The sequence below is a fragment of the Pseudomonas oryzihabitans genome (assembly GCF_001518815.1).
In the GTDB taxonomy this organism is placed as follows: domain Bacteria; phylum Pseudomonadota; class Gammaproteobacteria; order Pseudomonadales; family Pseudomonadaceae; genus Chryseomonas; species Chryseomonas oryzihabitans_E.
The window spans coordinates 4070835-4095641 of record NZ_CP013987.1 but is presented as its reverse complement, the minus strand read 5'-3'; the positions used below and the strand labels follow the sequence as shown (position 1 = coordinate 4095641).

The window sequence follows — 24807 nt, the reverse complement described above, 5'->3', positions numbered from 1 at the left end:
GGCCTTCACGCCCGCCATTTCTCAGGCAGAAAAGGGAAGGACGAAAGGCACGGTGTCTGCTTTTGGCCCCCTCTCCCTGAGGGAGAGGGTTGGGGTGAGGGGCTGTCCCTACAACCTGCCCATCACCCGCCCGGCGAAGCCGTAGACGGTGCGGGCGCCGGCCAGGTCGACCAGCTCCACCTCGCGGCTCTGGCCCGGCTCGAAGCGCACGGCGGTGCCGGCGGCGATGTTCAGGCGCATGCCACGGGCCAGCGCGCGGTCGAACACCAGGGCGTCATTGGTTTCGTGGAAGTGGTAGTGCGAGCCCACCTGGATCGGTCGGTCGCCGCTGTTGGCAACGGTCAGGCTCAAGGTACGGCGGCCGGCATTGAGTTCGATGTCGCCGTCCTGGATCTGGTATTCGCCGGGGATCATGGGCGCTGCTCCAGCATCAGTTGCATGAAGGTGAGGTCCAGCCAGCGTCCGAACTTGATACCGACCTGGGGCATCTGCCCAGTGGTGATGAAGCCCAGGCGCTCGTGCAGGCGGATTGACGCCTGGTTGCCACTCTCGATGGCGGCCACCATCACGTGCTTGTCACAGGCGCGAGCGCGTTCGATGAGCGGCATCATCAGCTGCGGGCCGATGCCCTGGCCGCGCTGGTCAGGATGGATATAGACCGAATGCTCGACGGTGTGGCGAAAGCCCTCGAAGGGCCGCCAGTCACCGAAGGAGGCGTAGCCCACCACCGTCCCTTCGGCGTTCTCGGCTACCAGGATCGGATAGCCCTGGGTAGCGCGCAGGTCGAACCAGGCCTGGCGGTTGGCCAGGTCCACCGGGGTTTCGTTCCAGATCGCCGTGGTGTTGCTGACGGCGTCGTTGTAGATGTGCAGCACCGCCGGCAGGTCGGCAGGGGTGGCGTCGCGGACGATCAGACTCATGATGGTCTCCCTAGGCAATCGGCTGGTGGACGGTGACCAGCTTGGTCCCGTCGGGGAAGGTGGCTTCCACCTGGATCTCCGGGATCATCTCCGGAACGCCTTCCATCACCTGGTCGCGGGTCAGCAGGGTAGTGCCGTAGTGCATCAGGTCGGCCACGGTGCGACCGTCACGGGCGCCTTCGAGCAGGGCGGCGGAGATCAGCGCCATGGCTTCCGGGTAGTTGAGCTTCACCCCACGCGCCAGGCGGCGTTCGGCCACCAGGCCGGCAGTGAAGATGAGCAGTTTGTCTTTTTCGCGGGGCGTCAGGTCCATGGGTGTTCCGGTTGGCAGATGCGGTCAAGGGAAGTCGGTCGATCATCGCGGCCATGGGCCGCTCCTACAAGGGCGGCGCTGCCTCAGGTACTCCAGATCCGCGGCGGCATGGCCACGCGGCCGAGCAGGGCCGGGCGCAGCAGGCGCCAGAGGTCGATCAGCCAGGCGCGGGCCTGCAGGGATTCGGCGGCCAGGCAGCGGGCGACCACCAGGCCGGGCAGCTGGGTCAGGTCGCCGCGTACCGGCAGGGCGAGGTCGCGGCAGCGCGCCAGGGTGTCGGCGTCCAGGGTGCCGCTGATCAGCAGGGTAGCGAACACCGGCTGGCCGGCCAGGCCGATGGGCGAGTCCAGCAGGCGGTCCGCGCCGACCAGGCGCTGGCGCTCGTGCCACAGCGGGGTGCCATCGCGACGGATGTCCAGGTGTGCCTGGAACAGGCCTTCGGTGAAGCGCTCGGCACTGGCCGGGCGGCCCAGGGCGACGATGTCCCAGTAGCAGAGGCGGGCATCGCCTTCCAGCTCTATGCGGGTGGCGAGATGGGCCTGGGCGCCGGAGAAGACGATGGTCTCCTGGGGCAACCATTCCAGGGTGGCGCCAGCGTCCACGTGCAGGTCGATCTGCTGGTGGGCCGCGCTGTCAGCGCGATACCACTTGGCTGCCCCGGGGCTGGTGAGCTGAGCCCAGGCGTTTTCGCCGACGCTGACCTGGATATCCAGCCGATCCCCGCCGGCGATGCCGCCCGGTGGATGCACCAGGATGTGCTGACAGACCGCGGGGCCTTCGGCGTGCAGGTGCTTCTGCACCCGCAAGGGACCGAGGTGGCGGCGGGTGGTGGGCCGGGTCCAGTCGCCCTGGCGGGCATAGGCCAGCTCCAGGCGCGCCGGCCAGGCCGGGGTGAAGAGGGCAGGGGGCAGGGCAGAGGTCATCGGGTGGTCGTTGGTCTGGTTGGGGCTGTTTGGGGCAAGGCCTTGCAAGAATCTGACCGGGTGAGCAGGGGTTGCCGTTGGGCCTCGCTACGCTCAGCACCAACCTACCGATGCCGGTGCTTGGATGGCCGCTCGACGTAGGGCTTCGCTGGCGCTCAAGGATCCAACCTCTACGAAAGGCCCCGCCATTGCCGCGGACTCACCTGAAACCACCGCCGAAACGCCCGCGAAAAGGCACTCGTCTCCGAGTAGCCCAGCAGCGGCGCCAGGTCGGTGATCGGCAGCCGCTGCCGCAGGTAGTGCTGAGCCAGGTCGCGGCGGACGCCTTCGACCAGCGCCGAGAAACTCGCTCCCTGGTCGCGCAGGCGGCGTTGCAGCTGGCTGGTGGACAGGTCCAGGCGCTGGGCGATGGTCTCCAGGCTGGGTTCGCCCAGGGGCAGTGCCAGGCGTACCGAGGCGCGGACCTCTTCGAGCAGTTCCAGCTGCGGCAGGCGCTGGCCGAGTTGGCGAATGGCGTCCTGCACCACCAGCAGGAGCAGTGGGTCGTGGTCGGGCATGGTGCGGTCGCGCAGGTCGGCCTTGGGCACCAGCATGGCGTTGCAAGGGTGACCGAAGCTGACCGCGGCATCGAACAGCCGGCGATGCTCGTGCCAGCCCTCGGGCCGGGGATGTTCGAATTGCACCGCCCGCGGCGCCCAGGTCGGGCCGAGCACATGGCGCAAGAGGTTGAGCAGCATGCCCAGGGTCAGCTCGGCGTCCTGGCGGCGGGCAACGATGGCGCCGTGGCGCACCTGGTAGTCGAAGCGCCAGCAATCGCCGGCGTCCACCAGCTGAATCAGGGTGCTGTGCTGGTGGAAGGGAAAGGCGGCGGCGAAGTTCTGCAGCGCTGCCTCGGCGGTGGGCGAGCAGAGCCCCACGTAGCCCAGCAGGCCGAGCATCTGCGGCTTGAATTGCTGCCCGTAGTGCAGCCCGAAATTGTCGCAGCCGGACTGGGCCGCCGCTTCTTCCAGGACCCGGCAGTAGTTGCCCAGCCCCAGGCTCAGGGTGGGGTGCTGCAACTGTTCCGGATCGATGCCGGCGGTGCCGAAGATGCGATCGACATCGCCGCCGTGGCTGGTGATGACGGTATCCAGCCCGCTAGCGGCGGCAGAGAGCACGCCGAGGTTGCGCGACGGTGAGGTCAGGGCGGCTAAGCCGGAAGCGGCCAGAGGCATGGGGCGGGTCCAGGGAGGGGATCGGCATGAATGAAGCAAAGGCTGTGCCCCGGGCCGGACGTCGACCCGGTACAGGTGCCGTAACGTCGAGGGCTTCACGGTATTCGGCCCTTGGCATGCCTCATTGCGGGGCGCGAGGGTGGGTGTCGCACCGTGCTGGTGCGGTCGCGGGTAGCAGCCTGGGAAGAGGGGTAACGCCGACTTGACCCTGGGTCGCACCGCCCGTGCCGAGCGGTCAAGTCGGCGCGGTCCTGGCCTGTTTAAGCTCGAAAAAGCCGGGCATCGCGGGATCGCGGTCGCCCATTCGGATCACGTCGCTACAAGGGGAGTGGCCTGTCATGACCAACGAAAAACTCAAGCCGACCCTCGGCACCCTGCACCTCTGGGGTATCGCCGTGGGTCTGGTGATCTCCGGGGAGTACTTCGGCTGGAGCTATGGCTGGGGCGTCGCCGGGACCCTGGGCTTTCTGGTCACCGCGCTGGTAGTGGCGGTGATGTACACCTGCTTCATCTTCAGCTTCACCGAGCTGACCACCGCCATTCCCCATGCCGGCGGCCCCTTCGCCTACAGCCGCCGCGCCTTCGGTCCCCGGGGCGGTACCATCGCCGGGATCGCGACGCTGATCGAGTTCGTCTTCGCGCCACCGGCCATCGCCATGGCCATCGGCGCCTACCTCAATGTGCAGTTTCCCACCCTCGATCCCAAGCTCTGCGCGGTAGCGGCCTATTTCATCTTCATGACCCTGAACATCCTCGGGGTGAGCATCGCCGCCACCTTCGAACTGGTGGTCACGGTGCTGGCGGTGATCGAGCTGTTGATCTTCATGGGCGTGGTGGCGCCGGGCTTCAGCCTGACCAACTTCACCAGCGGTGGCTGGGCTGGCCAGGACCAGTTCTCGCTGGCCGCGGTAGGCGGCATGTTCGCCGCCATTCCCTTCGCCATCTGGTTCTTTCTCGCCATCGAGGGCGCGGCCATGGCGGCCGAGGAAGCCAAGGACCCCAAGCGCACCATTCCCAAGGCCTATATCGCCGGCATCCTCACCCTGGTGACCCTGGCCATCGGCGTGATGATCTTCGCTGGCGGCGTGGGCGACTGGCGAGCGCTGTCCAACATCAACGATCCGCTGCCCCAGGCCATGAAGGGGGTGGTGGGCGAAGGCTCCATGTGGCTGCACCTGCTGGTAGGCATCGGCCTGTTCGGGCTGGTGGCCAGCTTCCACGGCATCATCCTTGGCTATTCGCGGCAATTCTTCGCCCTGGCCCGCGCCGGCTTCCTGCCCCATGGCCTGGCCAAGCTGTCGCGCTTCCAGACGCCGCATCGGGCGGTGCTGGCCGGCGGCGTGGTGGGCATCGCCGCCATTTTCAGCGACGGGGTGATCAGCCTGCAGGGCATGACCCTGACCGCCGCCATGATCACCATGAGCGTGTTTGGCGCCATCGTCATGTACATCATGAGCATGCTCAGCCTGTTCAAGCTGCGCCGCAGCGAACCCCACCTGGAGCGCACCTTCCGCGCCCCTGGCTATCCGGTGGTGCCAGCCATCGCCCTGGTGCTGGCGGTGGTCTGCCTCATCGCCATGGTCTGGTACAACCCGGTGATCGCCAGCGTCTTCGTGGTACTGATGGTGATAGGGGCGCTGGTCTGTGGTCTCAGCCGTAGACAGGGCGACATTGCACCCGATGCTGCCTTTGGCGAGGCCTGAGCAGCGCAACCCGGGAGGTAGCATGAGCGGTTTCCAGCACAGTGTGGCCGGCCAGACCTGGCGTTTCACCGATCTCAAGGCGCTCATGGCCAAGGCCACTCCGGCGCGGTCGGGAGATGTCCTGGCCGGAGTCGCCGCGAGTAACGACGTAGAGCGGGTGGCGGCGCAGATGGCCCTAGCCGAGCTGCCGCTCAGGCATTTCCTTACCGAGGCGGTGATCCCCTACGAGGCCGACGAGGTTACCCGGCTGATCTTGGACAGCCACGATGCCCAGGCCTTCGCCCCGGTCGCCCACCTCACCGTGGGCGGCTTTCGCGACTGGCTGCTCGGCCCGGCGGCGGACGAGACCAGTCTCGCTGCGCTGGCCCCGGGACTGACCCCGGAGATGGTCGCCGCAGTGTCCAAGATCATGCGTATCCAGGACCTGATCCTGGTCGCCCAGAAGGTCCGCGTGGTGACCCGTTTCCGCAACACCATCGGCTTGCGTGGGCGGCTGTCCACCCGGCTGCAGCCCAATCACCCCACCGACGATCCGGCCGGCATCGCCGCCAGCGTCCTCGACGGCCTGCTCTACGGCAACGGCGACGCGGTGATCGGCATCAACCCGGCCACCGACAGCACGGGCGGCATCTGCGAGCTGCTGAAGATGCTCGATGCGGTGATCCAGCGCTATGAGATCCCGACCCAGGCCTGCGTGCTGACCCACGTCACCACCAGCATCGCCGCCATCGAACGCGGCGCGCCCGTGGATCTGGTATTCCAGTCCATCGCCGGGACCCAGGGCGCCAACGAGAGCTTTGGCATCAGCCTGGCGCTGCTGCAGGAAGGTTACGAAGCGGGGCTGTCGCAGCGCCGCGGCACCCTGGGCGACAACCTCATGTATTTCGAGACGGGGCAGGGCAGTGCTCTTTCTGCAGGCGCCCACCATGGCGTCGATCAGCAGACCTGCGAGGTGCGCGCCTACGCCGTGGCCCGTCAATTCAAGCCGCTACTGGTGAACACCGTGGTCGGCTTCATCGGCCCGGAGTACCTCTACAACGGCAAGCAGATCATCCGCGCCGGCCTCGAAGATCACTTCTGCGGCAAGCTGCTCGGCGTGCCCATGGGCTGCGACATCTGCTACACCAACCATGCCGAAGCGGACCAGGACGACATGGACATGCTGCTGACCCTGCTGGGCGCGGCGGGCATCAATTTCATCATGGGCATCCCGGGCTCGGACGACGTGATGCTCAACTACCAGACCACCTCCTTCCACGACGCCCTCTACGCCCGCCAGGTGCTGGGCCTGCAACCGGCGCCGGAATTCGCCGCCTGGCTCGATCGCCTGGGCATCCTGCGCCTGGAGGACGGCCGCTTCCGCCTCGGCGAGGGCCTGCCCGCGCCGTTCCAGCAGGTGTTGGCGCAGATTTGAATGGTTTTTCGTAGGTTGGGCTGAGCGTTAGCGAAGCCCAACGTTGCCAGGCTCGACTCGTGCCTGTTGGGCTTCGACGGTGGAGCTATCTCAACCCAACCTACGAAAGGGCCGAGTGCCAGCCCCAATCCTTGCTTGTCGGGCTTCGACGATGAAGCCGTCTCAACCCAACCTACCGAGGAGGTTGCCATGAAGGACTCCGACACCGCCCGCCCCGATCCCTGGGCCGAATTGCGTCGCCTGACCCCGGCGCGCATCGCCCTGGGCCGCGCCGGCACCAGCCTGCCCACTGCCGCCCAGCTGGACTTCCAGGCCGCCCATGCCCAGGCCCGCGATGCCGTGCACCTGGCCTTCGATCACCAGGCGCTGCGCGAAGGCCTGACCGCCCAGGGCCGCGAGACCCTGGTGCTCAAGAGCGCCGCGCCGGATCGCCACACCTATCTGCAGCGCCCCGATCTGGGACGCAAGCTGTCGGAGGAATCCGCCCGCGAACTCCAGGCCTATGCCGCCGAGCATCCGGACGGCTTCGACGTCGCCGTGGTCATTGCCGACGGCCTCTCGGCCCTGGCGGTGCATCGCCATGCCCTACCGTTCCTGGAGCGGCTGGCCGACCAGGCCAAGGCCGACGGTTGGCGCTGGGCGCCGGTCACCCTGGTGGAACAGGGCCGGGTGGCGGTGGGTGACGAGATCGGCGGTTTGCTCAAGGCGCGGCTGCTGGTGATGCTGATCGGCGAGCGCCCCGGTCTCAGCTCACCCGACAGCCTCGGCCTCTATTTCACCTATGGTCCGCGCCCGGGCCTCAACGATGCCGGTCGCAACTGCATCTCCAACGTGCGCCTGGAGGGCCTCGCCTATGGGCTGGCAGCGCACAAGCTGCTCTACCTGATGCGCGAAGCGGATCGCCGCAAGCTCTCCGGGGTGCAGCTCAAGGACGAAGCCGAGGTGCCGCTGCTGGAGGGTGGGGAGGAGAACGCCCGGGTGGGGAATTTCCTGACCGCGTTCTAGCGACTTCAGGGGCGCGCGGCGCGCTGGCGATGCTCGTCCAGCAAGCGGTCGATGGCACTGCGATCAAGGGGCCGCTTCTGCTTCAGGAAGGCCTGGAGCTGGTAGGCATTCCAGCCGTCCGATGCCTTGCCAGGGCGCGCGATACGTCGCTCCGGATCGGCGCCGTAGCGCAACAGCAGGGCGACCAGGTCCGGCCGATTGAAGAGGATGGCGGCGTTGAGCGGCGTCAGGCCTCCGGCGTCGACAGGTTCGTCGGCCGGACAGCCGGCGGCCAGGGCGGTCTGCGCCATCTGCAAGAGCACCTCCCGGCGAATTCCTGGCTCATCGTACAGGGCGCCGACAAAGGCCAGCGTCGGCTGAGTCTGGGTTTGCCTTCCCGTGGTGAGGCCCAGCAGGCAGCCGCGCCCGTCGATGACCCTGACGCCTGGTTCGGCCTGACTGCTGCCAGCCAGCGTCAGCAACGCTATCAGACCCATTGCTCGAAAGGATGAGCCTCGCATGGTCCCTCGGTAGCCGGCCGCTCAGCTCAGCGTCTTGCGCAGGAAATACCGCGCAAAGCCCGGCGGATAGTCCGCCAGTTCGCCGAACAGCTCATAGCCCAGGCGCTCGTAGAAGCCGCGGGCCTGGAATTCGTGGGTGTCGAGCCAGGCACCGTGGCAGCCGCGGGCTACCGCTTCGGCCTCGGCGCGCAGCATCAGCTCGCGGCCGGCACCCTGGCCACGGGCGGCTTCGTCCACCGCCAGCAACTGCACATAGAGCCAGCCGTAGCTGGTGTAGCCCCAGAGTCCGCCCAGGGGCTGGCCGTCGCGGCTCAGGCTGATGACCAGGGCCCGATAACCGCTCGGGCCGACCTGGGCTTCGTTGTACTGTCGCAGCGGCACACCGATGGCCTGGCGCAGCTCTTCGCGCGCCTCATCGGTAAGGTGGTACTCCAGTGGCGCTGCAAGCATGGCCGTGGTCTCAGGTAGAGGGTCGCCTGAGCATAGCGCACCGCTGCTGCGTGATCGTCGGGTTCTACCGCTTTGCACGCGCTGGCCTTGGGGTAGCATGAACCTTTACCGATTTCGCGGGGGAGCCATGGACATACGTGAAGGTCGCGCCCGGGTTGGCGCCCTCGAACTGGCTTACGAGGACTGGGGCGATCCCGCCGATCCAGCGCTGCTGCTGATCATGGGCTTTGGCGCCCAGCTGCTGCTCTGGCCGGAAGGCTTCTGCGAAGCCCTGGTCCGGCGTGGACTGCGGGTGATCCGCTTCGACAATCGCGACGTCGGCCAGTCCTCGCGGCTGAACTGGCCCGGTGGGCGACCGCCGTCGTTGTGGCCGGTGCTGGGCCGGGCGCAGCTGGGCAAGCCCAGCGCGGTGCCCTATCGCCTGGAAGCCATGGCCGCCGATGCGGTCGGGCTGCTCGATCACCTGGGGCTGGAGCGCGCCCATGTGCTGGGCGGCTCCATGGGGGGCATGATCGCCCAGATACTCGCCGCCGACTGGCCGCAGCGGGTCGCGCGCCTGGGTATCCTGTTCTCGTCCACGAATCAGCCGCTGTTGCCGCCGCCCTCGTTCAAGCTGCTTGGCAGCCTGCTGCTGCGGCCGCCGGCCGACCTGCCGGCCGATGCGGCGCTCGCCCGACAGAAGAACCTGCTGCGCGGTATCGAGAGCCCCAGCTACCGCCAGAGCGACGCCGATCTCGAACGCCTGGTGCAGCGTATCCTGGCGCGCGGGGTGGACGTGGACGGGGTGCAGCGGCAGCTGTTCGCCCTGCTGGGCAGTGGCGACCTGCGCCCCTTCGCCCGGCGCATCCAGGCGCCGGCTCTGGTAGTACATGGCGTGCGGGATCCGCTTCTGCGCCCAGCCTGTGGGCGCGCCGTGGCCAGGGCCATTCCCGGTGCCCGCTTCGAGCTCATTGCCGAGATGGCTCACGATCTGCCGGCACCGCTCTGGCCCTTGCTGAGCGAGTTGTTCGCCGACTTCTTCCTGACGCCCTGAGGCGTGCTCAGACGGCCGGACGTGGACGCAGGCCGTCGATGATCAGGGTTTCCAGGCCGCGCAGGACCTCGTCGAAGAAGACCGGATCCTTCAGCGTGCGGCCGCACAGGGCCTGTACCTGTACCCGGAAGTCCGCATAGTGCTGGGTGGTGGCCCAGATACTGAACATCAGCTGATGCGGATCCACCGGTGCCAGGCGGCCGGCGTCGATCCAGGCGCGGATCACCCGGACCTTCTCGTCCATCAGGGCGTGCAGGCTGCTGCTCTGCAATTCGGGCAGCAGCAAGGGTGCGCCCTGGACCATCTCCAGGCAGAACAACCGGGATTCGGCGGGGTGGTCGCGGGACATCTCCAGCTTCTGTCGCAAATAGCCGCGCAGGGCGTCGAGGGGCTCCTGGTCTTCGCTGAAGATGCGCAGGGGCCGCAGCCAGGTGGCGAGCAGCTGGCGCAGCACCGCGAGATAGAGTTCTTCCTTGTTGCTGAAATAGTAGAGCAGGTTGGTCTTGGAGACGTCCGCCTGCAGCGCCACCTGATCCAGGCTGGCGCCATGCAGGCCGAAGCGGGAAAAGATGTCGAGGGCGGCGCTGAGGATCTGGGTACGCTTGGCCTCGATCTGGCGCTGTCGTCGCAGCTGGGCGGCGGGACTGGGTTGACGAGGTTTGCGTGGCGGGGAATCGCTGGCCTGATTCACGAACTGCTCCTTGGGCCTTTTCAGCGTCTGATCCGTGCCGACTGCGCCGGAATGCGAGCGGCTCCGGCAGCACGGTCGTTCGGGTCCGCACCGTCCTGGTCGACGAACCTTCGGTCGAGCGTTGCAGCGTCGATCCGTTTTTTCACTCTAGCACGTCAAGAGCACAGCCATGGCCCGGGCACGGCCGTCTGGCAGCGCAGAGCCGTTTCGCCTGAAATCCGCAGGCTAGAGCTTGTCGTGGCAAGGTTAAACGATTCAGCTCGTCTGTCCAGGGCTACGGGTTTTTCATCTTCGAGCGGGCCCTTCACGTTCTCGACCGCCTGCCCGGGTAGCGAGCCGAGACTAGGGGCTGAGCCGAAAGGCGCGAAAGCGCTCCTTGCGATTGCCGGGGCGGGCGCCCTGCCAGAGCTCCTGCCAGCCCCCAGGCACGGCCACCGCTTCGTGTCTTTCGTCCTGGACCACCAGGATTCGACAGGGCACCTGGGCGAGGTCGGATATCTCCTGCGGCGGATAGCCGGTATAGACATGCACCATGGCGCGTTCCGACTCGCCCAGGCCATAGCTGGCCAGGCAAGCCGTGGGCGGGAGTACCCGCTGCAGCTCGCTGAAGGGCCGCGCATAGCTGTTGCCCAGATCGACCCAGGGTAGCCAGAGGCTGTTGGCGAGACTCCAGCTGACGGTCAGGCCGACGAACCAGACACTGGCCGGCGTCAGTCGACGGCACACACCCAGCACCAGTCCCCAGGCGACCAGGGCCAGCAGGGCCAGGGTCCAGGCCGGAAGACTCACCGGCAGGCGTTCTCCTATCGGCAGGTGATCGCGGATCAAGGCTGGCCAGGGTAGCGGCCAGCCCCGCGCCAGGCCGAGGCCACCCAGGGCCAGCAGGGCGATGAGAGGCGTCCAGACGCCCAGGCCAAGAACGCGCCCGAACCGAGCGAGAGGGGGCGGCGACTGCAGGCGCGCCGTCAGCAGCGCCAGGGCCGGAAACAGCGGCAGTAGATAGAGACTGCGAAACACCGCTGATTTGAGCAGGACCGCCAGGCAGACGATCGTGTAGAGCACCACCGTGGCCAGGCCGGGATGGCGGCCCAGCCGTCGCAAGGGGCTGCCGCCGCGGTGGTGCAGTTGCCAGAGCGTGGCGCCGAGCAGGATCGGTCCGGTGGGAAAGGACAGCGCCACCAGGTCCGCCAGGCTGGAGACCAGGCCATCGCTGTCGCTGTTGCGTGCTTCCAGGCCGAAGAAGCGGCCGATATTGTTGGTCCACAACCAGGTATGGAACAGCTCCGGGGCCCGATGCCAGAGCAGCCATGGCCAGATCAGCAGCCAGGGCAGGGCGGCCAAGCTGGCGGCGAGCAGCCAGCGGCGACCTTCCGGCTCGACCAGGCGCCTGGGCCAGCAGAGCGCGCAGAGTCCTCCCGTGAGCCCCAGTACCCCCGGCACCAGCAGACCCTTGCTCATGAAGGCGATGCCGAGGCCGCTGCCAAACAGCAGGCCATGACGCCAGGGGTGGCGCCGGTCGTGCAGCTGCGCGGCGAGGCCGGCCAGGCCGAGGGTGGCGCCGGCCAGCTGGGGCACGTCGGCGATCAGCAGATGGCTGTGCTGCACGATGCCGAACATGCCCAGCAGGGCGAGTACGGCCTGGCGCCTACGCCCGGGCAGCACCCTCTGGGTAAGCCAGGCCAGGGCGGCCAGGGTCACCAGCATCCAGGCCAGTACCGCCAGCCGGGCACCGTCCGGTGCACTCAACCAGGGCGAAGACAGCCGCGCGGCCAGGGCGCCGGTCCAGTACATCAGCGGCGGCTTTTCCATGAAGGGCGCGGTACCGACCCGCGGGATCAGCCAGTCCGGCGTGGTGAGGAAATTCCACACCATGCCGAAGGAGTAGGGCTCGTCGGCCTTCCACAGGCCACGGCCGAATAGACCGGCGAGCAGGTAGGCAACCAGGCAGCAGAGCAGCAGTACCCGCTCCAGACGCGCGGCGCGTGGCGAGGCAGGGGAGGAGGAGGGGAGCAAGGCAATGACTCTTGGCGGAATCCTGCCGGTATACGGGGTTTGGCTTAGAGGGGGCTTAAGGAGGTTGCCCGAGGCGACGTGCATGGGTACGGCGGGGGCTCACTGATTGTCCGCCGATATTGCCGTTCCTACGGAAAATGGAGCATCGCCAATCGCGGCCATGGGCCGCTCCTACAGGTCTAATCCGAACCTGTAGGAGCGGCCCATGGCCGCGATTGCTGAGGGTTAGCTATAGGGCCCTGGTGGGTTATAGAGGGCTGCTGGTGGTTCTTGTCTCGAACAGCATCTCCCCCCAAACCTCGCTAAGCAGCCAGAGCGCCGATAAGCCAGGCTGGACGCACTGTAATGTTGGGCTTCGCTGCGCTCGGCGCCAACCTACGAAAGTGGGCGTCCTAGGCCAGGTGCTTGAGCCGCTCCACCAACTGCGCATGCAGCGCCGGATCACCGCAGGCGAGGATGGCACCACCCTGCTGGGCGTCGCCGCCATCCCAGGCGGTCATGCGGCCGCCGGCGCCTTCGATGATGGGGATCAGCGCCTGGACATCGTAGGGCTGCAGGCCCGCCTCGATGATGACGTCGACGAAGCCCGAGGCCAGCATGCAGTAGGCGTAGCAGTCACCGCCGAAGCGGGCCAGCTGCACCTCGGCGGCCACGGCGTCGAAGGCCGCCAGACGCTCGGGGGTGTCGAAGATGTCGCGGCTGGTGCACATCAGCCGGGCCTGGGCCAGGCTGGCGCAGGCGCGGGTGCGCAGGGCCGCGCCGTTGCGCCAGGCGCCGGCCGGGGTGCCCAGGTAGCGTTCGCCGGTGAAGGGCTGGTTCATCACCCCGATCACCGGGCGGCTGCCGTCGTTGAGCGCCACCAGGGTGCCCCACAGCGGCAGGCCGGTGATGAAGGCACGGGTGCCGTCGATGGGGTCCAGCACCCAGCTCAGGGGACTGCTGCCGGCGACGTTCTCTTCTTCCTCGCCGAGGATGCCGTGATCCGGGTGCTCGGCCTGGATGAGTTCACGCATGGCCCGTTCGGCGGCCTTGTCGGCGATGGTCACCGGATCGTAGCGGCGGCCGGCGATGGCGGCGTCGCCCTTGTCGTCCACTGCCAGCTGGGCGCGGAAGTAGGGCTGGATGGCCACGGCGGCGGCATCGGCGAGGCGCTCGGCGAAGCGTTCGTAGTAGGAGATCTCGGCAGCGGTCAGGCTCATGCTCATTTCACCAGGCGGGCGTCGAGGCTGTTCTGCGCCAGACGCTGGGCCTGCGCCTGGGTCATGCCCAGGCCTTCGTGCAGGGCCATGAAGTTCTCGGTGACGTAGCCGCCGAAATAGGCCGGATCGTCCGAGTTGACGGTGACCTTTAGACCGCGGTCGAGCATCTTGAGGATGGTGTGCTGGCTCATGTCGTCGAACACGCAGAGCTTGGTGTTGGACAGCGGGCACACGGTGAGCGGGATCTGCTGGTCGACCAGGCGATCCATCAGGCGCTCGTCCTCGAAGGCGCGCACGCCATGGTCGATTCGCACCACGCCGAGCTGGTCCAGGGCTTCCCAGATGTACTCCGGCGGGCCTTCCTCGCCCGCATGGGCCACGGCCGGGAAACCCTCGGCGCGGGCTCGGGCGAAGACGCGCTTGAACTTGCTTGGCGGATGCCCTTTCTCGGAGCTGTCCAGGCCGACGGCGACGAAGTGGTCGCGGAATGGCAGCGCCTGGTTCAGGGTGGCCTGGGCGGCGTCTTCGGAGAGGTGACGCAGGAAGCTCAGGATCAGCCCGCTGGTCACGCCCAGCTGCTGCTCGCCGTCGGTCAGCGCCTGGGTGATGCCGCGTACCACCACCTCGAAGGGAATGCCGCGATCGGTGTGGGTCTGGGGATCGAAGAAGGGCTCGGTGTGGATGACGTTCTGCTCCTTGCACTTGAGCAGATAGGCCCAGGTCAGGTCATAGAAGTCCTGCTCGGTACGCAGCACGTCGGCGCCGGCGTAGTAGAGGTCGAGGAATTCCTGCAGGTTGCCGAAGTTGTAGGCGGCGCGCAGGGCCTCGACGTCCGGCCAGGCCAGGGCGACGCCATGGCGCTCGGCCAGCTTGAACAGCAACTCGGGCTCCAGGGTGCCTTCCAGGTGCAGGTGCAGTTCGGCCTTGGGCAGGGCATTGAGCCAGTCGTACATGGGATCCTCGGGATAGCTTGAATCGGAAAAAGATGGACGATTGTCGCACGCTTTGCACCGGTTTCCGCAGGCATCCGGGTTCCCGCTGACCGATGTACGGTGGTTTGGGCGGTCAGAAATTCCCAGCATTCCACGCTTTGGGCCAGCAAAGGGCCATAACGCCTGCATTGGGTCTGGATCTGACTACAATCGGGACGCATGGCTCCAAACACCAGACGTGAGGTATCCGTGCAGACCGTTCAGGATTACGTTGGCGGCAAGAACAACAATCTCAATTTGATTCGCATGATCGCGGCGCTCGCCGTGGTCTTCAGCCACAGCTTCGCCATTTCCAGCGGTACTGCCACGGCGGAACCCGGACGCGAGAGCCTGGGCATGACCCTGGGCGACATCGCGGTCGACATCTTCTTCATCACCAGTGGCTTTCTGGTCACCAAGAGTCTGCTCAGCCGCGCCGACATCATCGACTTCGTATGGGGCCGTGCCCTGCGCGTGGTGCCAGGGCTGCTGGTGATGCTGGTGCTGACCGTGCTGGGCCTGGGCGCCTGGCTGACCCGGGCGCCGCTGCACGACTATCTGAGCGATCCCCAGACCTGGTTCTATCTGTTCAAGAACACCGGCCTGATCGCTGGCGCCGAATTCGACCTGCCCGGTCTGTTCGAGGGCAATCCGCTGCAGGCCATCGTCAATGGCTCGCTGTGGACGCTGCCCTTCGAGGTGGGCATGTACGGCGCCCTGGCGCTGCTCTGGTTGTTCGTGCTCTGGCTGCGGCTGGACAGTCGCCACTTCCAGCGCGCCATCCTGCTGTTCGCCGCGGGCGCCGTGCTGTTCAAGCTGTTCGCCTACTACTTCTTCGCCAGCGAATCGCACCTGCTGCGGCTGTTCCAGATGTTCTTCCTGGGCGGTGCCTTCTATGTGCTGCGTGGCTACATCCCCCTGTCGCGGGCGGCCTTCGTCGCCGCCGTGGCGCTGCTGGCGGTGGCGATGCCCGACCGCGACAGCTTCTACCTGGTCTACAACCTGACGCTAGGTTATGTGCTGCTCTATCTCGCCTTCGTACCGGCCGGGCGCATCCGCGCCTTCAATGAAGTAGGCGACTACTCCTACGGCCTCTACATCTATTCCTTCCCGGTGCAGCAGACCCTGGCGGCGGTGATTCCCGGCATCGAGGCCTGGACCATGGTGGTGCTCTCCATCGGCATCACCCTGCCGTTGGCGGTGGTGTCCTGGTTCCTGGTGGAACGCCATGCCCTGGGCTATCGCCAGGCCTGCGCGACCGGCACCAAGGCGGTATGGAAGCGGCTGGTGCCGCCTGCTCGCGTGGGTTGAGCCCGGCTGGGGCGGCGATCTCCAGCGGGATGGAGGTGCCTGCGAGCGTTTTGCCGTCTACGGCGGTCGTAACAAGGCATTGCTCAACCAAGGACGCCCTTTTCCATGCTCGCCGCTCTCAAAGACGAAACCCTGCTGCTGGTCGCCATTGGCGCCACGGTGCTGGCCTATGTGTTCGAACACGCGCTGCTCGGCGGTGGCCAGACCCTGGCGCTGATCGCGGCTGGCGGTCTGATCGCCGCCATCATCTGTGCGGCCATGCGTGTGGCCCACCACGCCGAACTGCTGGCGGAAAAGGTCGGCGATCCCTATGGCACCATGATCCTGACGCTCTCCGCCGTGCTGGTGGAGGTGATCATCCTGGCGATCATGATGAGCCACGACCACTCGCCGACCCTGGCCCGCGACACCATCTATGCCGCGGTCATGCTGGACATGAACGGCATCATCGGCCTGGCCGCGTTGCTCGGGGGCCTCAAGCACGGCGAGCAGGCCTACAACGATGACTCCAGCCGCAGCTACGGGGTGATGATCATCACCGCGGTGAGCATCTCCATGCTGGTGCCGGAATTCATTCCCTCGGCCCAGTGGCACGTCTATTCCTTCTTCACCATCGGTGCCATGGCGCTGCTCTATGCCCTGTTCCTGCGCATGCAGACCGGCCCGCACAGCTATTTCTTCAGCTACAACTACCCGGACAAGAAGCGTAAGCGCCCGGTTGCCGAGGGCGAAGCCGCCACCGCCGGCCATGGTGAAAGCAGCGCCACCCTGTCCATCGCCATGCTGATCGTCGGCATCGTCGCCACCGGAGCCCTGGCCGAGGTGATGTCCAAGTCGCTGGATACCGGGCTGGAAGGTCTGGCTGTTCCCGCCCTGGTCCCGGCGCTGGTGGTGGCGGTGATCTCCGCCAGCCCCGAGATCCTCACCGCCCTGCGCGCGGCGATGGCCAATCGCATGCAGTCGGTGATCAACATCGCCCTGGGCGCCAGCCTGTCCACCGTGATCCTCACCGTACCGGTGGTGGAGGCCATCGCCCTGTACAACGGCCAGCCGATCCAGATGGCCATGACGCCGGTGCAGACGGTGATGATGGCCGTGACCCTGATCGTCGCCGCCATCAACCTGAACGACGGCGAGACCAACGCCATCGAGGGCATGACCCATTTCGTGCTGTTCGGCACCTTCATCATGCTGACCATCCTCGGTCTCTAGGACGGCCCCATGATCGACAGCGAGGTGATCAGCAACTACGGCTACGGCGCCGCCGTCCTGGGCGCCCTGGTGGAGGGCGACGGCGTCGCCATCCTGGCCGGTATCGCCGCGCGACATGGCTACCTGCTGTTTCCGCTCACGGCGCTGTGCGTGGCCCTGGGCGGCTTCATCGGCGATCAGACGCTGTTCTATCTCGGCCGTCGCTATGGCGACAGCATCCTCAGCCGCTTCAAGCGCCAGCAAGCGCGCATCGACTGGCTGCGCAGCCGCATCCATCGCCACGAGGCGTTGTGGATCATCGGCATCCGTTTCGCCTATGGCTTCCGCCTGATCGGCCCGCTGCTGATCGGTGCCAGCGGCGTGCGGCCGCGGCGGTTCCTGTTCTTCAACATCATCGGCGCCCTGCTGTGGGGCTTCGTCATGACCGGCATCGGTTATGCGGTAGGGGAGATCCTGCGAGATTTCTTCGCCGAGCATCATGTGTCGAAGCGCTGGCTGGTCGCGGCGGCGATCTGCGTGGTGGTGCTCTTTATCGGCGCCCGCGCCATCCTGCGGCGGCGAGAGGGGGCGTAGGGGAGGGCTGCGTAGGTTGGGTTGAGCGCAAGCGAAGCCCAACGGTGCGTAGACCTAGACCTCGCTGGAATCGCGGCCATGGGCCGCTCCTACAGCAGCCGGCTATCCGTAGAAGCGGCCCATGGCCGCGATAAGGACGGTTGCTCCTATGGATGTCGGGCTTCGGCCGTTAAGGGTTGCCAGCGGGAAACGCTCTGCGGTTTTGCACGCTACGACCTGAGCCTTTGTAGGTTGGGTTGAGCGCAAGCGAAGCCCAACGTTGGATAGACCTGAGCTCGCTGGAATCGCGGCCATGGGCCGCTCCTACAGCAGCCGGCTATCCGTAGGAGCGGCCCATGGCCGCGATAAGGACGGTTGCTCCTATGGATGTTGGGCTTCGGCGGTTAAGGGTTGCCAGCGGGAAACGCTCTGCGGTTTTCCACGCTACGACCTGAGCCTTTGTAGGTTAGGTTGAGCGCAAGCGAAGCCCAACGTTGGATAGACCTGAGCCTTGCTGAAATCGCGGCCATGGGCCGCTCCTACAGCAGCCGACTATCTTGTAGGAGCGGCCCATGGCCGCGATAGGTGAGTCGCCAGCGAGGCGAAACGAGTTTCGGCAGATCGCTCGATAAACAGCCAGAGCGGCAGCAATGGCATGAATCTGGTCTACCCAAACGAAAAAGGCGCCCTGAGGCGCCTTCTTCACACTGAACCAACCCCCAAGTCAGACCTTGACGATCCAACCCTCCGGAGCCGGCTTGTCGCCGGTCTGGATGCCGGTCAGTTCCTCGTACAGCTTGCGCGTCACCGGGCCGACGTCGGTCAGGCTGTGGAAGACGTGCAGCTTCTCGCCGTACTGGATGCCGCCAATGGGGGTGATGACCGCCGCGGTGCCGCAGGCGCCGGCTTCGACGAACTGGTCGAGCTGGTCGATATAGACGTCGCCCTCGACCACTTCCAGGTTCAGCCGCTCGCGGGCCAGTTCCATCAGCGACATGCGGGTCACGCCCGGCAGCACGGATTCGGAGCGCGGGGTGACGAACTTGCCGTCGCCCGTGATGGCGAAGAAGTTGGCCGAGCCGACTTCCTCGATCTTGCGATGGGTCAGGGGATCCAGGTAGATGCAGTCGGCGAAGCCTTCGGCCTTGGCCTGGGCGCCGGGCATCAGGCTGGCGGCGTAGTTCCCGCCGACCTTGGCGGCACCGGTGCCCTGGGGCGCGGCGCGGTCGTAGCCGGAGATGACGAAGTTGTGCGGGGTCATGCCGCCCTTGAAGTAGGCGCCGACCGGGATGCCGAATACCACGAAGTGGAATTCGGGGGCGGTGCGCACGCCGATGTTGTCACCGACGCCGATGACGAAGGGTCTCAGGTAGAAGGCGCCGCCGGTGCCGTGGGGCGGAATCCAGGCCTCGTTAGCCTTGACCACCTGCTGGCAGGCATCGATGAACATCTCGGTGGGGACCGGCGGCATCAGCAGGCGGGCGCAGCTCTTGTGCATGCGCGCGGCGTTGCGGTCGGGACGGAACAGGTTGATGGAGCCGTCCTGGCAGCGATAGGCCTTGAGGCCCTCGAAGCACTGCTGGCCGTAGTGGATGGCCGTGGAGCCTTCGCTGATGTGCAGCTGGTTGTCGCGAGTCAGCTCGCCGGGTCCCCAGCTGCCGTTGCGATAGGTGGCGATATAGCGGAAGTCGGTCTTGATGTAGTCGAAACCGAGGGTCTTCCAATCGATGTCCGCAGCGCTCATAGATCCTCGCAGTGCTCTCCGGCGGTTTGGCCGGTCGTTTCGTGGTCGGGCCGTACGCCTCGCTGGCGACGGTTCAAGGGATGGACGAGCCTGGCTCGTCGCTAGACTGTGAAAGATACCGCTTATCCGGACCGCTGGGGGCACCTTTCAGCCAATCGGGTCTCCAAAGACTGAAGCTGGCCCTTTGCCGCCTCTGCCTGTTGCTTCAGGCTGGGTGTGCGGGTCGCCACCAGGAGTCTGTTTTGAAAACAATGATGGCGTTGCTGGGTGCCCTGACCCTGCCAACGCTCACGGCGCAGGCCGCCGGCATCTTCACCGACAAGTTCGACACGGCGCTCAATCGCCGGGTCATCGAATGGCGTGGGGCGCCCTCGCCCGATGGGATCGTCTTCAGCGTGATCGCCAGCCAGTTCAAGACCAGTGCTGGCAACGCCACCACCGATTTCCGCACCCAGCTGTCCACCTTTGGCGACAAGGTGCGCTTCCATGGTTGCAGCGCCAGTCGCTGGGAAATGAACGGTCAGCTCTACCTGCCGCTCAAGGGCCAGTACCGCATGGCCGGGCTGGATGAGCGCTACGGCGAGTACTTCATCGGCCAGCCTAGCCGCCAGGACCTGGAATGGGTGGCGATGAATACCCGGGTCAATTATCGCCTCTGCCGTCTGCGCGCAACCCTGTCCGCCGAGGACCTGCAGGGGCTGCGCTGGGTGTTGCAGGCGGCGGAGTCCGGCTAGCGCCCTAGTCGAAGCGGGTGATGACGGTCACGCCGGTACCCTCGAACCTGTCCATGTGCATCAGGGCTTCGCTGGACTCGGCCAGGCTGATTTCGCGACCGATCAACCGCTCCGGTGCCAGGGTGCCCTGGCGCAGCATGTCCATCAGCACGTCGTAGCGATGGGCCTGCATGCCGTGGCTGCCGAGGATTTCCAACTCCTTGGCGATCACCAGGTTCATCGGCAGCGCCGGCGTCGCCTGGTCGCCCAGCAGCAACCCGACCTGAACGTGCTTGCCGCGCTTGCGCAGGCTGGCGATGGAATTGAAGCAGGTGGTGGGATGCCCCAGAGCGTCGAGGGAGACATGGGCACCGCCGCCAGTGATCTCCTGCACCGCCTCGGGCACGCTGGCCACCTGGGTGGCATCGAGAGTGGCCACGGCCCCGAGGCTGCGGGCCAGGGCCAGCTTGTCGGCGGTGATGTCGATGGCCACCACCTGGGCGCCCAGGGCGCTGGCGATCATGATCGCCGAGAGCCCGACGCCACCGCAGCCGTGCACCGCCACCCATTGGCCAGCGCTGACCTTGCCCTGGTCGACCACGGCGCGAAAGGACGTCACGAAGCGACAACCCAGGCTCGCCGCCGTGGCGAAGTCCAGCTGCTCGGGCAGCCCGACCAGGTTGAGATCGGCCTGGTGGATGCCGACGTACTGGGCGAAGGAGCCCCAGTGGGTGAAGCCGGGCTGGAACTGATGGTCGCAGACCTGCTGGTGGCCGGCATGGCACTGCGGGCAGGCGCCGCAGCCACCGACGAAGGGCACCGTTACCCGGTCGCCAACCCGCCACCTCCTGACGTCCTTGCCTACCGCCTCGACCACCCCGGCCAGTTCGTGGCCCGGTACATGGGGCAGTTCGATGTCGGTGTCATGGCCGACCCAGCCGTGCCAGTCACTACGGCAGACGCCGGTGGCCATGACCTTGAGCACCACGCCGTGCGGCTCGGGGGTAGGGTCCGGCACGGTGCACAGGCGGGGTGGCGCGGAAAAGGCTTCGTAGACGACGGCTTTCATGGCGGGGCCTCGGGTGGGATGAGACCTCCAGTATGGCGAGCCGCGCGGAATTAGCCTGTCTGATTGGCTTCTCGGAAGCCGCCAAGTTGAAATAGTCTTTCGTGCCAGCAACCTAATCAGAAAGGATCCTTCCATGCCTCACTTCGATCGTCAGGATGTCGCCATCGTCGAGCGCCTGCAGCGCGATGGCCGGCTGTCCAATGCACGGCTGGCCGAGCAGCTGTCGATGAGCGAGGCCTCCTGCTGGCGACGGCAGAAGCGCCTGGAGGAGGCCGGGGTGATCGAGGGCTATCAGGCGGTGCTCAACCGCAGGCGGCTGGGCATCGGCGTCATGGCCTTCGTGCAGATCGGCTGCACCCAGCACAGTGAAGAGGTCACGGCGCAATTCGAGGCCATCATCGGTGCCTCGCCCCATGTACTGGCCTGCTACAACGTCACCGGGGAAGCGGACTTCCTGCTGCACGTGGTGGCGCGAGATCTGGACGACTACAGCCGCTTCGTCGAGCAGGTGCTGCGCAAGCTGCCGGGGGTGTTCAACATCCGCTCCAACCTCTGCCTGCGAGAGATGAAGCTCGACCGCCAACTGCCGGTGGATTACCTGCTCGGTTAGCCGGCCAGGGCCTGCACGCCATGCCAGGTGGCCGGCGCTTCGTCGGCCAGGGCCCGGACCAGGGCGGCCTTGAGGCGACAATCGGGCAGGGCGCGGTGGGTCTCCTGCACGGCGACGCCCTGCTGGCGCGCAGCCGTGGCCAGGGACTTGCGCCGCCAGCCGTCCTGGCTCCGGCTGTCCAGGCTCGGCTCCTGCCAGAACTGGGCATAGAGCTGCATCAGGCAGTGCAGGCGGGTGCCATCCACCAGTTGCACCGGCGGCGTCTCCCGCTCCAGTTCCGGCGGCAGTGCCTGGCCATGCAAGCCCGCGTTATGGGCCAGCAGGCGATAGTCGAAGGCCATGCCATAGCCCAGCACGGTGCGACCCTGCAGCAGCGGCCAGAGCTGGGCGAACACCTCGGGAAAGGCGGGCGCCTGGCTCAGGTGGGCATCGGTCAGGCCGTGGATCAGGGTCGCCTCGCGCGGTACGGCGATGCTGGGGCGGACCAGGGTATCGAGCAGCACCCGGCCGCTGAGGGTCATCACCGCCACCTCGATCAGCTGGGCGTCCTCGCCCAGGCCGGTCGCCTCGGTATCCAGCACCAGCACATCCTGCTCCAGCCAGCGGCGCGCCTGTTCGCGCGCCCGTACTTGCTGGGCGTTGTAGCCGGGGACGGCAGTGGCAGAAAAAGACGACGACAACAGGTTCATGACACGGCCTGACAGGTGAAACCAAGGAGGCGCCCAGAAGCCGACAGGGTCGGCTCTACGACGGGTGTGGGCATTCGATGCAAGATCATCGCCACAGGACACAGGCCGTTCGGCGGTGGCGACGAGCGGACCATCTGGCGCGCCGGGGTCGCCGGTCGTAGCCGGTCTTGCGAGAATGAGCTCTTCATTCACGTCGAGGAGCGCTGCCGCTTTGGTCGCCGCCCAGGGTTTCTTGCTGACACGCCTCTGGCGCGAGACGTCCACCGGGATGGAGCTGGTGTTCTGGTTCGCCACTGACAGCGGTCCGCGCCAGCTGCGGGTGCCGGCGCAACAGGCCGTGGCCTTTGCGCCAGCCGCGCGACGGGCGGACATCGAGCGCCTGCTGCCGGCCGGGGTGGAGATCCGCGAGCTGGCGCTGCAGGACTTCCAGCGGCGCCCCGTCCTGGGGCTCTATGCGCCGCGCTATCGCACCCTGCGCGAACTGGAGCAGCGCCTCCCCGCCGCCGGCATCGACCTCTACGAAGCCGACATCACCCCGGCGGATCGCTTCCTCATGGAGCGCTTCATCACCGCGCCGGTGACACTGCCCACGGCAGACGGCGGGCCACTGCGGCCCGATCCCGACTATCGCCCCACGCTGCGCACCCTGTCGCTGGACATCGAGACCAGCGAGCGCGGCGAGCTCTACAGCATCGGCCTGCACGGCTGCGGCCAGCGCCAGGTGTACATGCTCGGCCCGCCCACTGGCGAGGACGCGGCCGTGGACTTCGACCTGGAATACGTCGACGACCGCGCCACCCTGCTCCAACGTCTCAACGCCTGGATGGCGCGCCATGATCCCGACGTCATCATCGGTTGGAGCGTGCTGCAGTTCGACATCCGCGTGCTCCACGAACACGCGCGCAAACTGGGCGTGCCCCTGCACCTGGGGCGTGGTGCACTGGAGGACGATCGCTACGAACCCGGCGGCCAGGGCCGGCAATTCCAGGCGCTGCTGGCCGGACGGCCGATCATCGATGGGGTGGAGGCGCTCAAGTCGGCGACCTGGGTGTTTCCTTCCTACAGCCTGGAGAACGTCAGCCGCAGCCTCCTGGGCGAAGGCAAGGCCATCGACAATCCCCACGACCGCATGGCCTCCATCAACCGCATGTTCGCGGGCGAGAAGAGCGCCCTGGCGCGCTACAACCTGGTGGACTGCGAACTGGTCACCCGCATCTTCGCCAAGACCGAGCTGCTGCGCTTCCTGCTGGAACGGGCCAGCGTCACCGGCCTGCCGCTGGAGCGCCATGGCGCCTCCATCGCCGCCTTCTACCACCTCTATCTGCCGCTGATGCACCGCCAGGGCTTCGTCGCCCCCAGTCTCGGTGCCCAGCCGCCCGAGGCCAGCCCGGGCGGCTTCGTCATGGATTCCCGGCCCGGGCTCTACGATTCGGTACTGGTGCTGGACTACAAGAGCCTCTATCCCTCGCTGATCCGCACCTTTCTCATCGATCCGGTGGGCCTGGTGGAGGGGCTGGCGCTATCCGAGGACGAGACCGTGCCGGGCTTTCGCGGCGCGCGTTTCCATCGCACCCGGCATTGCCTGCCGGAGATGGTGGCGCGGGTCTGGGAAGGCCGTGACGCCGCCAAGCGTGCCGGCAACGCGCCCCTGGCCCAGGCGCTGAAGATCATCATGAACAGCTTCTACGGGGTGCTGGGCACGCCGCACTGCCGCTTCTTCGATCACCGCCTGGCCTCGTCCATCACCCTGCGCGGCCACGCGGTGATGCACCAGACCCGCGAGCTGATTGAGGCGCGTGGCCATCGGGTCATCTATGGCGACACCGACTCCACCTTCGTCTGGCTCGGGGCTGCCCATGAGGAGGCCGAGGCCGAGCGTATCGGTCGCGAGCTGGTGGCGGCGGTCAACGCCCACTGGCGCGAGCGGCTACAGGCGGAGCTGGGGCTGGAAAGCCATCTGGAGCTGCAGTACGAGACCCACTTCAGCCGCTTTCTCATGCCTACCATCCGCGGCGCGGAGGAGGGCAGCAAGAAGAGATACGCCGGGCTCAGGCCCGGAGCCGACGGCCAGCCCGAGCTGGTGTTCAAGGGCCTGGAAACGGTGCGCAGCGACTGGTCGCCGCTGGCCCAGCGCTTCCAGCGTGAGCTGTACCTGCGCATCTTCACCGGCGAACCGCACGAGGACTACGTGCGCGACTTCGTCGCCCGAACCCGCGCCGGCGACTTCGACGACCTGCTGGTCTATCGCAAGCGCCTGCGCCGACCTCTGGAAGAGTACCAGAGCAACCTTTCGCCGCAGGTCCGCGCCGCACGCCTGCTGGAGGCGGAAAACGCCCGGCTGGGACGCCGCAGGCGCTTTCGCCGTGGCGGCTGGATCAGCTACCTGATCACCACCGCCGGTGCCGAACCGGTCGAGCTGCCCCATGCGCCGCCCGACTACGACCACTATGTACAGCGCCAGCTGGCGCCGGTGGCCGACGCCATCCTGCCCTTCGTTGGCGACCGCTTCGACCGACTGCTGGATCGGCAAATGGGGTTGTTCTGAATAAATGGGTCAG

General features: G+C 66.8%; 24 protein-coding genes. 10 read left to right on the top strand and 14 right to left on the bottom strand.

Annotation, left to right across the window (positions count from 1 at the left end):
* Positions 1-108: 108 nt before the first annotated feature.
* From APT59_RS18650 to APT59_RS18630, 5 genes are all read right to left on the bottom strand, one after another.
* Entirely contained in the window at positions 109-414 is a 306-nt protein-coding gene (locus APT59_RS18650) for an urease subunit beta (RefSeq protein WP_059316229.1), read from the bottom strand.
* Positions 411-920 (bottom strand): GNAT family N-acetyltransferase, encoded by a 510-nt coding sequence (locus APT59_RS18645; protein WP_059316228.1) that lies wholly within the window; start codon positions 918-920, stop codon positions 411-413. The genes APT59_RS18650 and APT59_RS18645 overlap by 4 nt, the downstream gene beginning before the upstream one ends.
* A gap of 10 nt (positions 921-930) precedes the next feature.
* Positions 931-1233 (bottom strand): urease subunit gamma, encoded by a 303-nt coding sequence (ureA, locus tag APT59_RS18640; protein WP_059316227.1) that lies wholly within the window; start codon positions 1231-1233, stop codon positions 931-933.
* 83 nt (positions 1234-1316) lie between these two features.
* Positions 1317-2156, bottom strand: a complete 840-nt coding sequence (locus APT59_RS18635) for an urease accessory protein UreD (protein ID WP_059316226.1) — start codon at positions 2154-2156, stop codon at positions 1317-1319.
* A 170-nt stretch (positions 2157-2326) separates the two neighbouring features.
* Positions 2327-3370 carry an AraC family transcriptional regulator gene (locus tag APT59_RS18630; protein WP_059316225.1) on the bottom strand — a complete coding sequence of 348 codons (1044 nt, stop codon included), beginning with the start codon at positions 3368-3370 and terminating at the stop codon, positions 2327-2329.
* Between the two features lie 338 nt (positions 3371-3708).
* On the opposite strand from APT59_RS18630, the gene eat reads away from it, so the two are divergent.
* From eat to eutC, 3 genes are all read left to right on the top strand, one after another.
* Positions 3709-5073, top strand: coding sequence for an ethanolamine permease (gene eat / locus APT59_RS18625; RefSeq protein ID WP_059316224.1), 1365 nt, complete (start codon positions 3709-3711; stop codon positions 5071-5073).
* Positions 5074-5095: 22 nt separating this feature from the next.
* Entirely contained in the window at positions 5096-6487 is a 1392-nt protein-coding gene (locus APT59_RS18620; RefSeq protein ID WP_059316223.1) for an ethanolamine ammonia-lyase subunit EutB, read from the top strand.
* Between the two features lie 189 nt (positions 6488-6676).
* The gene (eutC, locus tag APT59_RS18615; protein ID WP_059316222.1) at positions 6677-7492 is read left to right on the top strand and encodes an ethanolamine ammonia-lyase subunit EutC; all 816 of its coding nucleotides are present in this window, start codon (positions 6677-6679) and stop codon (positions 7490-7492) included.
* Between the two features lie 5 nt (positions 7493-7497).
* Here eutC and APT59_RS18610 read toward each other — a convergent pair whose 3' ends face one another.
* Both APT59_RS18610 and APT59_RS18605 read right to left on the bottom strand, forming a co-directional pair.
* A complete protein-coding gene (locus APT59_RS18610) occupies positions 7498-7968 on the bottom strand; it encodes a hypothetical protein (RefSeq protein WP_059316221.1) in 471 nt (156 codons plus the stop codon).
* Between the two features lie 45 nt (positions 7969-8013).
* Positions 8014-8442, bottom strand: coding sequence for a GNAT family N-acetyltransferase (locus tag APT59_RS18605; protein WP_059316220.1), 429 nt, complete (start codon positions 8440-8442; stop codon positions 8014-8016).
* Positions 8443-8569: 127 nt separating this feature from the next.
* Here APT59_RS18605 and APT59_RS18600 point away from each other — a divergent pair, with 127 nt between their 5' ends.
* Positions 8570-9475, top strand: a complete 906-nt coding sequence (locus tag APT59_RS18600; RefSeq protein ID WP_059316219.1) for an alpha/beta fold hydrolase — start codon at positions 8570-8572, stop codon at positions 9473-9475.
* Between the two features lie 7 nt (positions 9476-9482).
* Here the strand turns inward: APT59_RS18600 and rutR are convergent, their stop codons facing one another.
* From rutR to APT59_RS18580, 4 genes are all read right to left on the bottom strand, one after another.
* Positions 9483-10166, bottom strand: a complete 684-nt coding sequence (rutR, locus tag APT59_RS18595; RefSeq protein ID WP_059316218.1) for an HTH-type transcriptional regulator RutR — start codon at positions 10164-10166, stop codon at positions 9483-9485.
* Positions 10167-10508: 342 nt separating this feature from the next.
* Positions 10509-12179 carry an ArnT family glycosyltransferase gene (locus tag APT59_RS18590; protein WP_174523151.1) on the bottom strand — a complete coding sequence of 557 codons (1671 nt, stop codon included), beginning with the start codon at positions 12177-12179 and terminating at the stop codon, positions 10509-10511.
* A gap of 392 nt (positions 12180-12571) precedes the next feature.
* On the bottom strand, positions 12572-13378 hold the full coding sequence (gene hisN / locus APT59_RS18585; RefSeq protein ID WP_059316217.1) for a histidinol-phosphatase: 807 nt from the start codon (positions 13376-13378) through the stop codon (positions 12572-12574).
* Positions 13379-13380: 2 nt separating this feature from the next.
* A complete protein-coding gene (locus APT59_RS18580) occupies positions 13381-14331 on the bottom strand; it encodes an adenosine deaminase (protein ID WP_059316216.1) in 951 nt (316 codons plus the stop codon).
* A 228-nt stretch (positions 14332-14559) separates the two neighbouring features.
* Between APT59_RS18580 and APT59_RS18575 the strand changes: the two genes are divergently transcribed.
* From APT59_RS18575 to APT59_RS18565, 3 genes are all read left to right on the top strand, one after another.
* Positions 14560-15660, top strand: coding sequence for an acyltransferase family protein (locus tag APT59_RS18575; protein WP_237140540.1), 1101 nt, complete (start codon positions 14560-14562; stop codon positions 15658-15660).
* Between the two features lie 105 nt (positions 15661-15765).
* Positions 15766-16872: a calcium:proton antiporter gene (locus APT59_RS18570; RefSeq protein ID WP_059316214.1), complete on the top strand. Its 1107-nt coding sequence runs from the start codon at positions 15766-15768 to the stop codon at positions 16870-16872.
* 9 nt (positions 16873-16881) lie between these two features.
* Positions 16882-17445, top strand: coding sequence for a DedA family protein (locus APT59_RS18565; protein WP_059316213.1), 564 nt, complete (start codon positions 16882-16884; stop codon positions 17443-17445).
* A 703-nt stretch (positions 17446-18148) separates the two neighbouring features.
* Here APT59_RS18565 and APT59_RS18560 read toward each other — a convergent pair.
* Complete coding sequence (locus APT59_RS18560) at positions 18149-19168, bottom strand: branched-chain amino acid aminotransferase (RefSeq protein ID WP_059316212.1); 1020 nt, start codon at positions 19166-19168, stop codon at positions 18149-18151.
* Positions 19169-19410: 242 nt separating this feature from the next.
* On the opposite strand from APT59_RS18560, the gene APT59_RS18555 reads away from it, so the two are divergent.
* Entirely contained in the window at positions 19411-19902 is a 492-nt protein-coding gene (locus APT59_RS18555; protein ID WP_174523150.1) for a hypothetical protein, read from the top strand.
* Between the two features lie 4 nt (positions 19903-19906).
* Here the strand turns inward: APT59_RS18555 and APT59_RS18550 are convergent, their stop codons facing one another.
* A complete protein-coding gene (locus tag APT59_RS18550) occupies positions 19907-20950 on the bottom strand; it encodes a zinc-dependent alcohol dehydrogenase family protein (protein ID WP_059316210.1) in 1044 nt (347 codons plus the stop codon).
* A gap of 133 nt (positions 20951-21083) precedes the next feature.
* Between APT59_RS18550 and APT59_RS18545 the strand changes: the two genes are divergently transcribed.
* Positions 21084-21560 carry an Lrp/AsnC family transcriptional regulator gene (locus tag APT59_RS18545; RefSeq protein WP_059316209.1) on the top strand — a complete coding sequence of 159 codons (477 nt, stop codon included), beginning with the start codon at positions 21084-21086 and terminating at the stop codon, positions 21558-21560.
* On the opposite strand, the gene APT59_RS18540 is transcribed toward APT59_RS18545, so the two are convergent.
* Positions 21557-22249 carry a 3'-5' exonuclease gene (locus APT59_RS18540; RefSeq protein ID WP_059316208.1) on the bottom strand — a complete coding sequence of 231 codons (693 nt, stop codon included), beginning with the start codon at positions 22247-22249 and terminating at the stop codon, positions 21557-21559. The genes APT59_RS18545 and APT59_RS18540 overlap by 4 nt on opposite strands.
* A gap of 211 nt (positions 22250-22460) precedes the next feature.
* On the opposite strand from APT59_RS18540, the gene APT59_RS18535 reads away from it, so the two are divergent.
* A complete protein-coding gene (locus tag APT59_RS18535; protein ID WP_059316207.1) occupies positions 22461-24794 on the top strand; it encodes a DNA polymerase II in 2334 nt (777 codons plus the stop codon).
* Positions 24795-24807 lie beyond the last annotated feature (13 nt).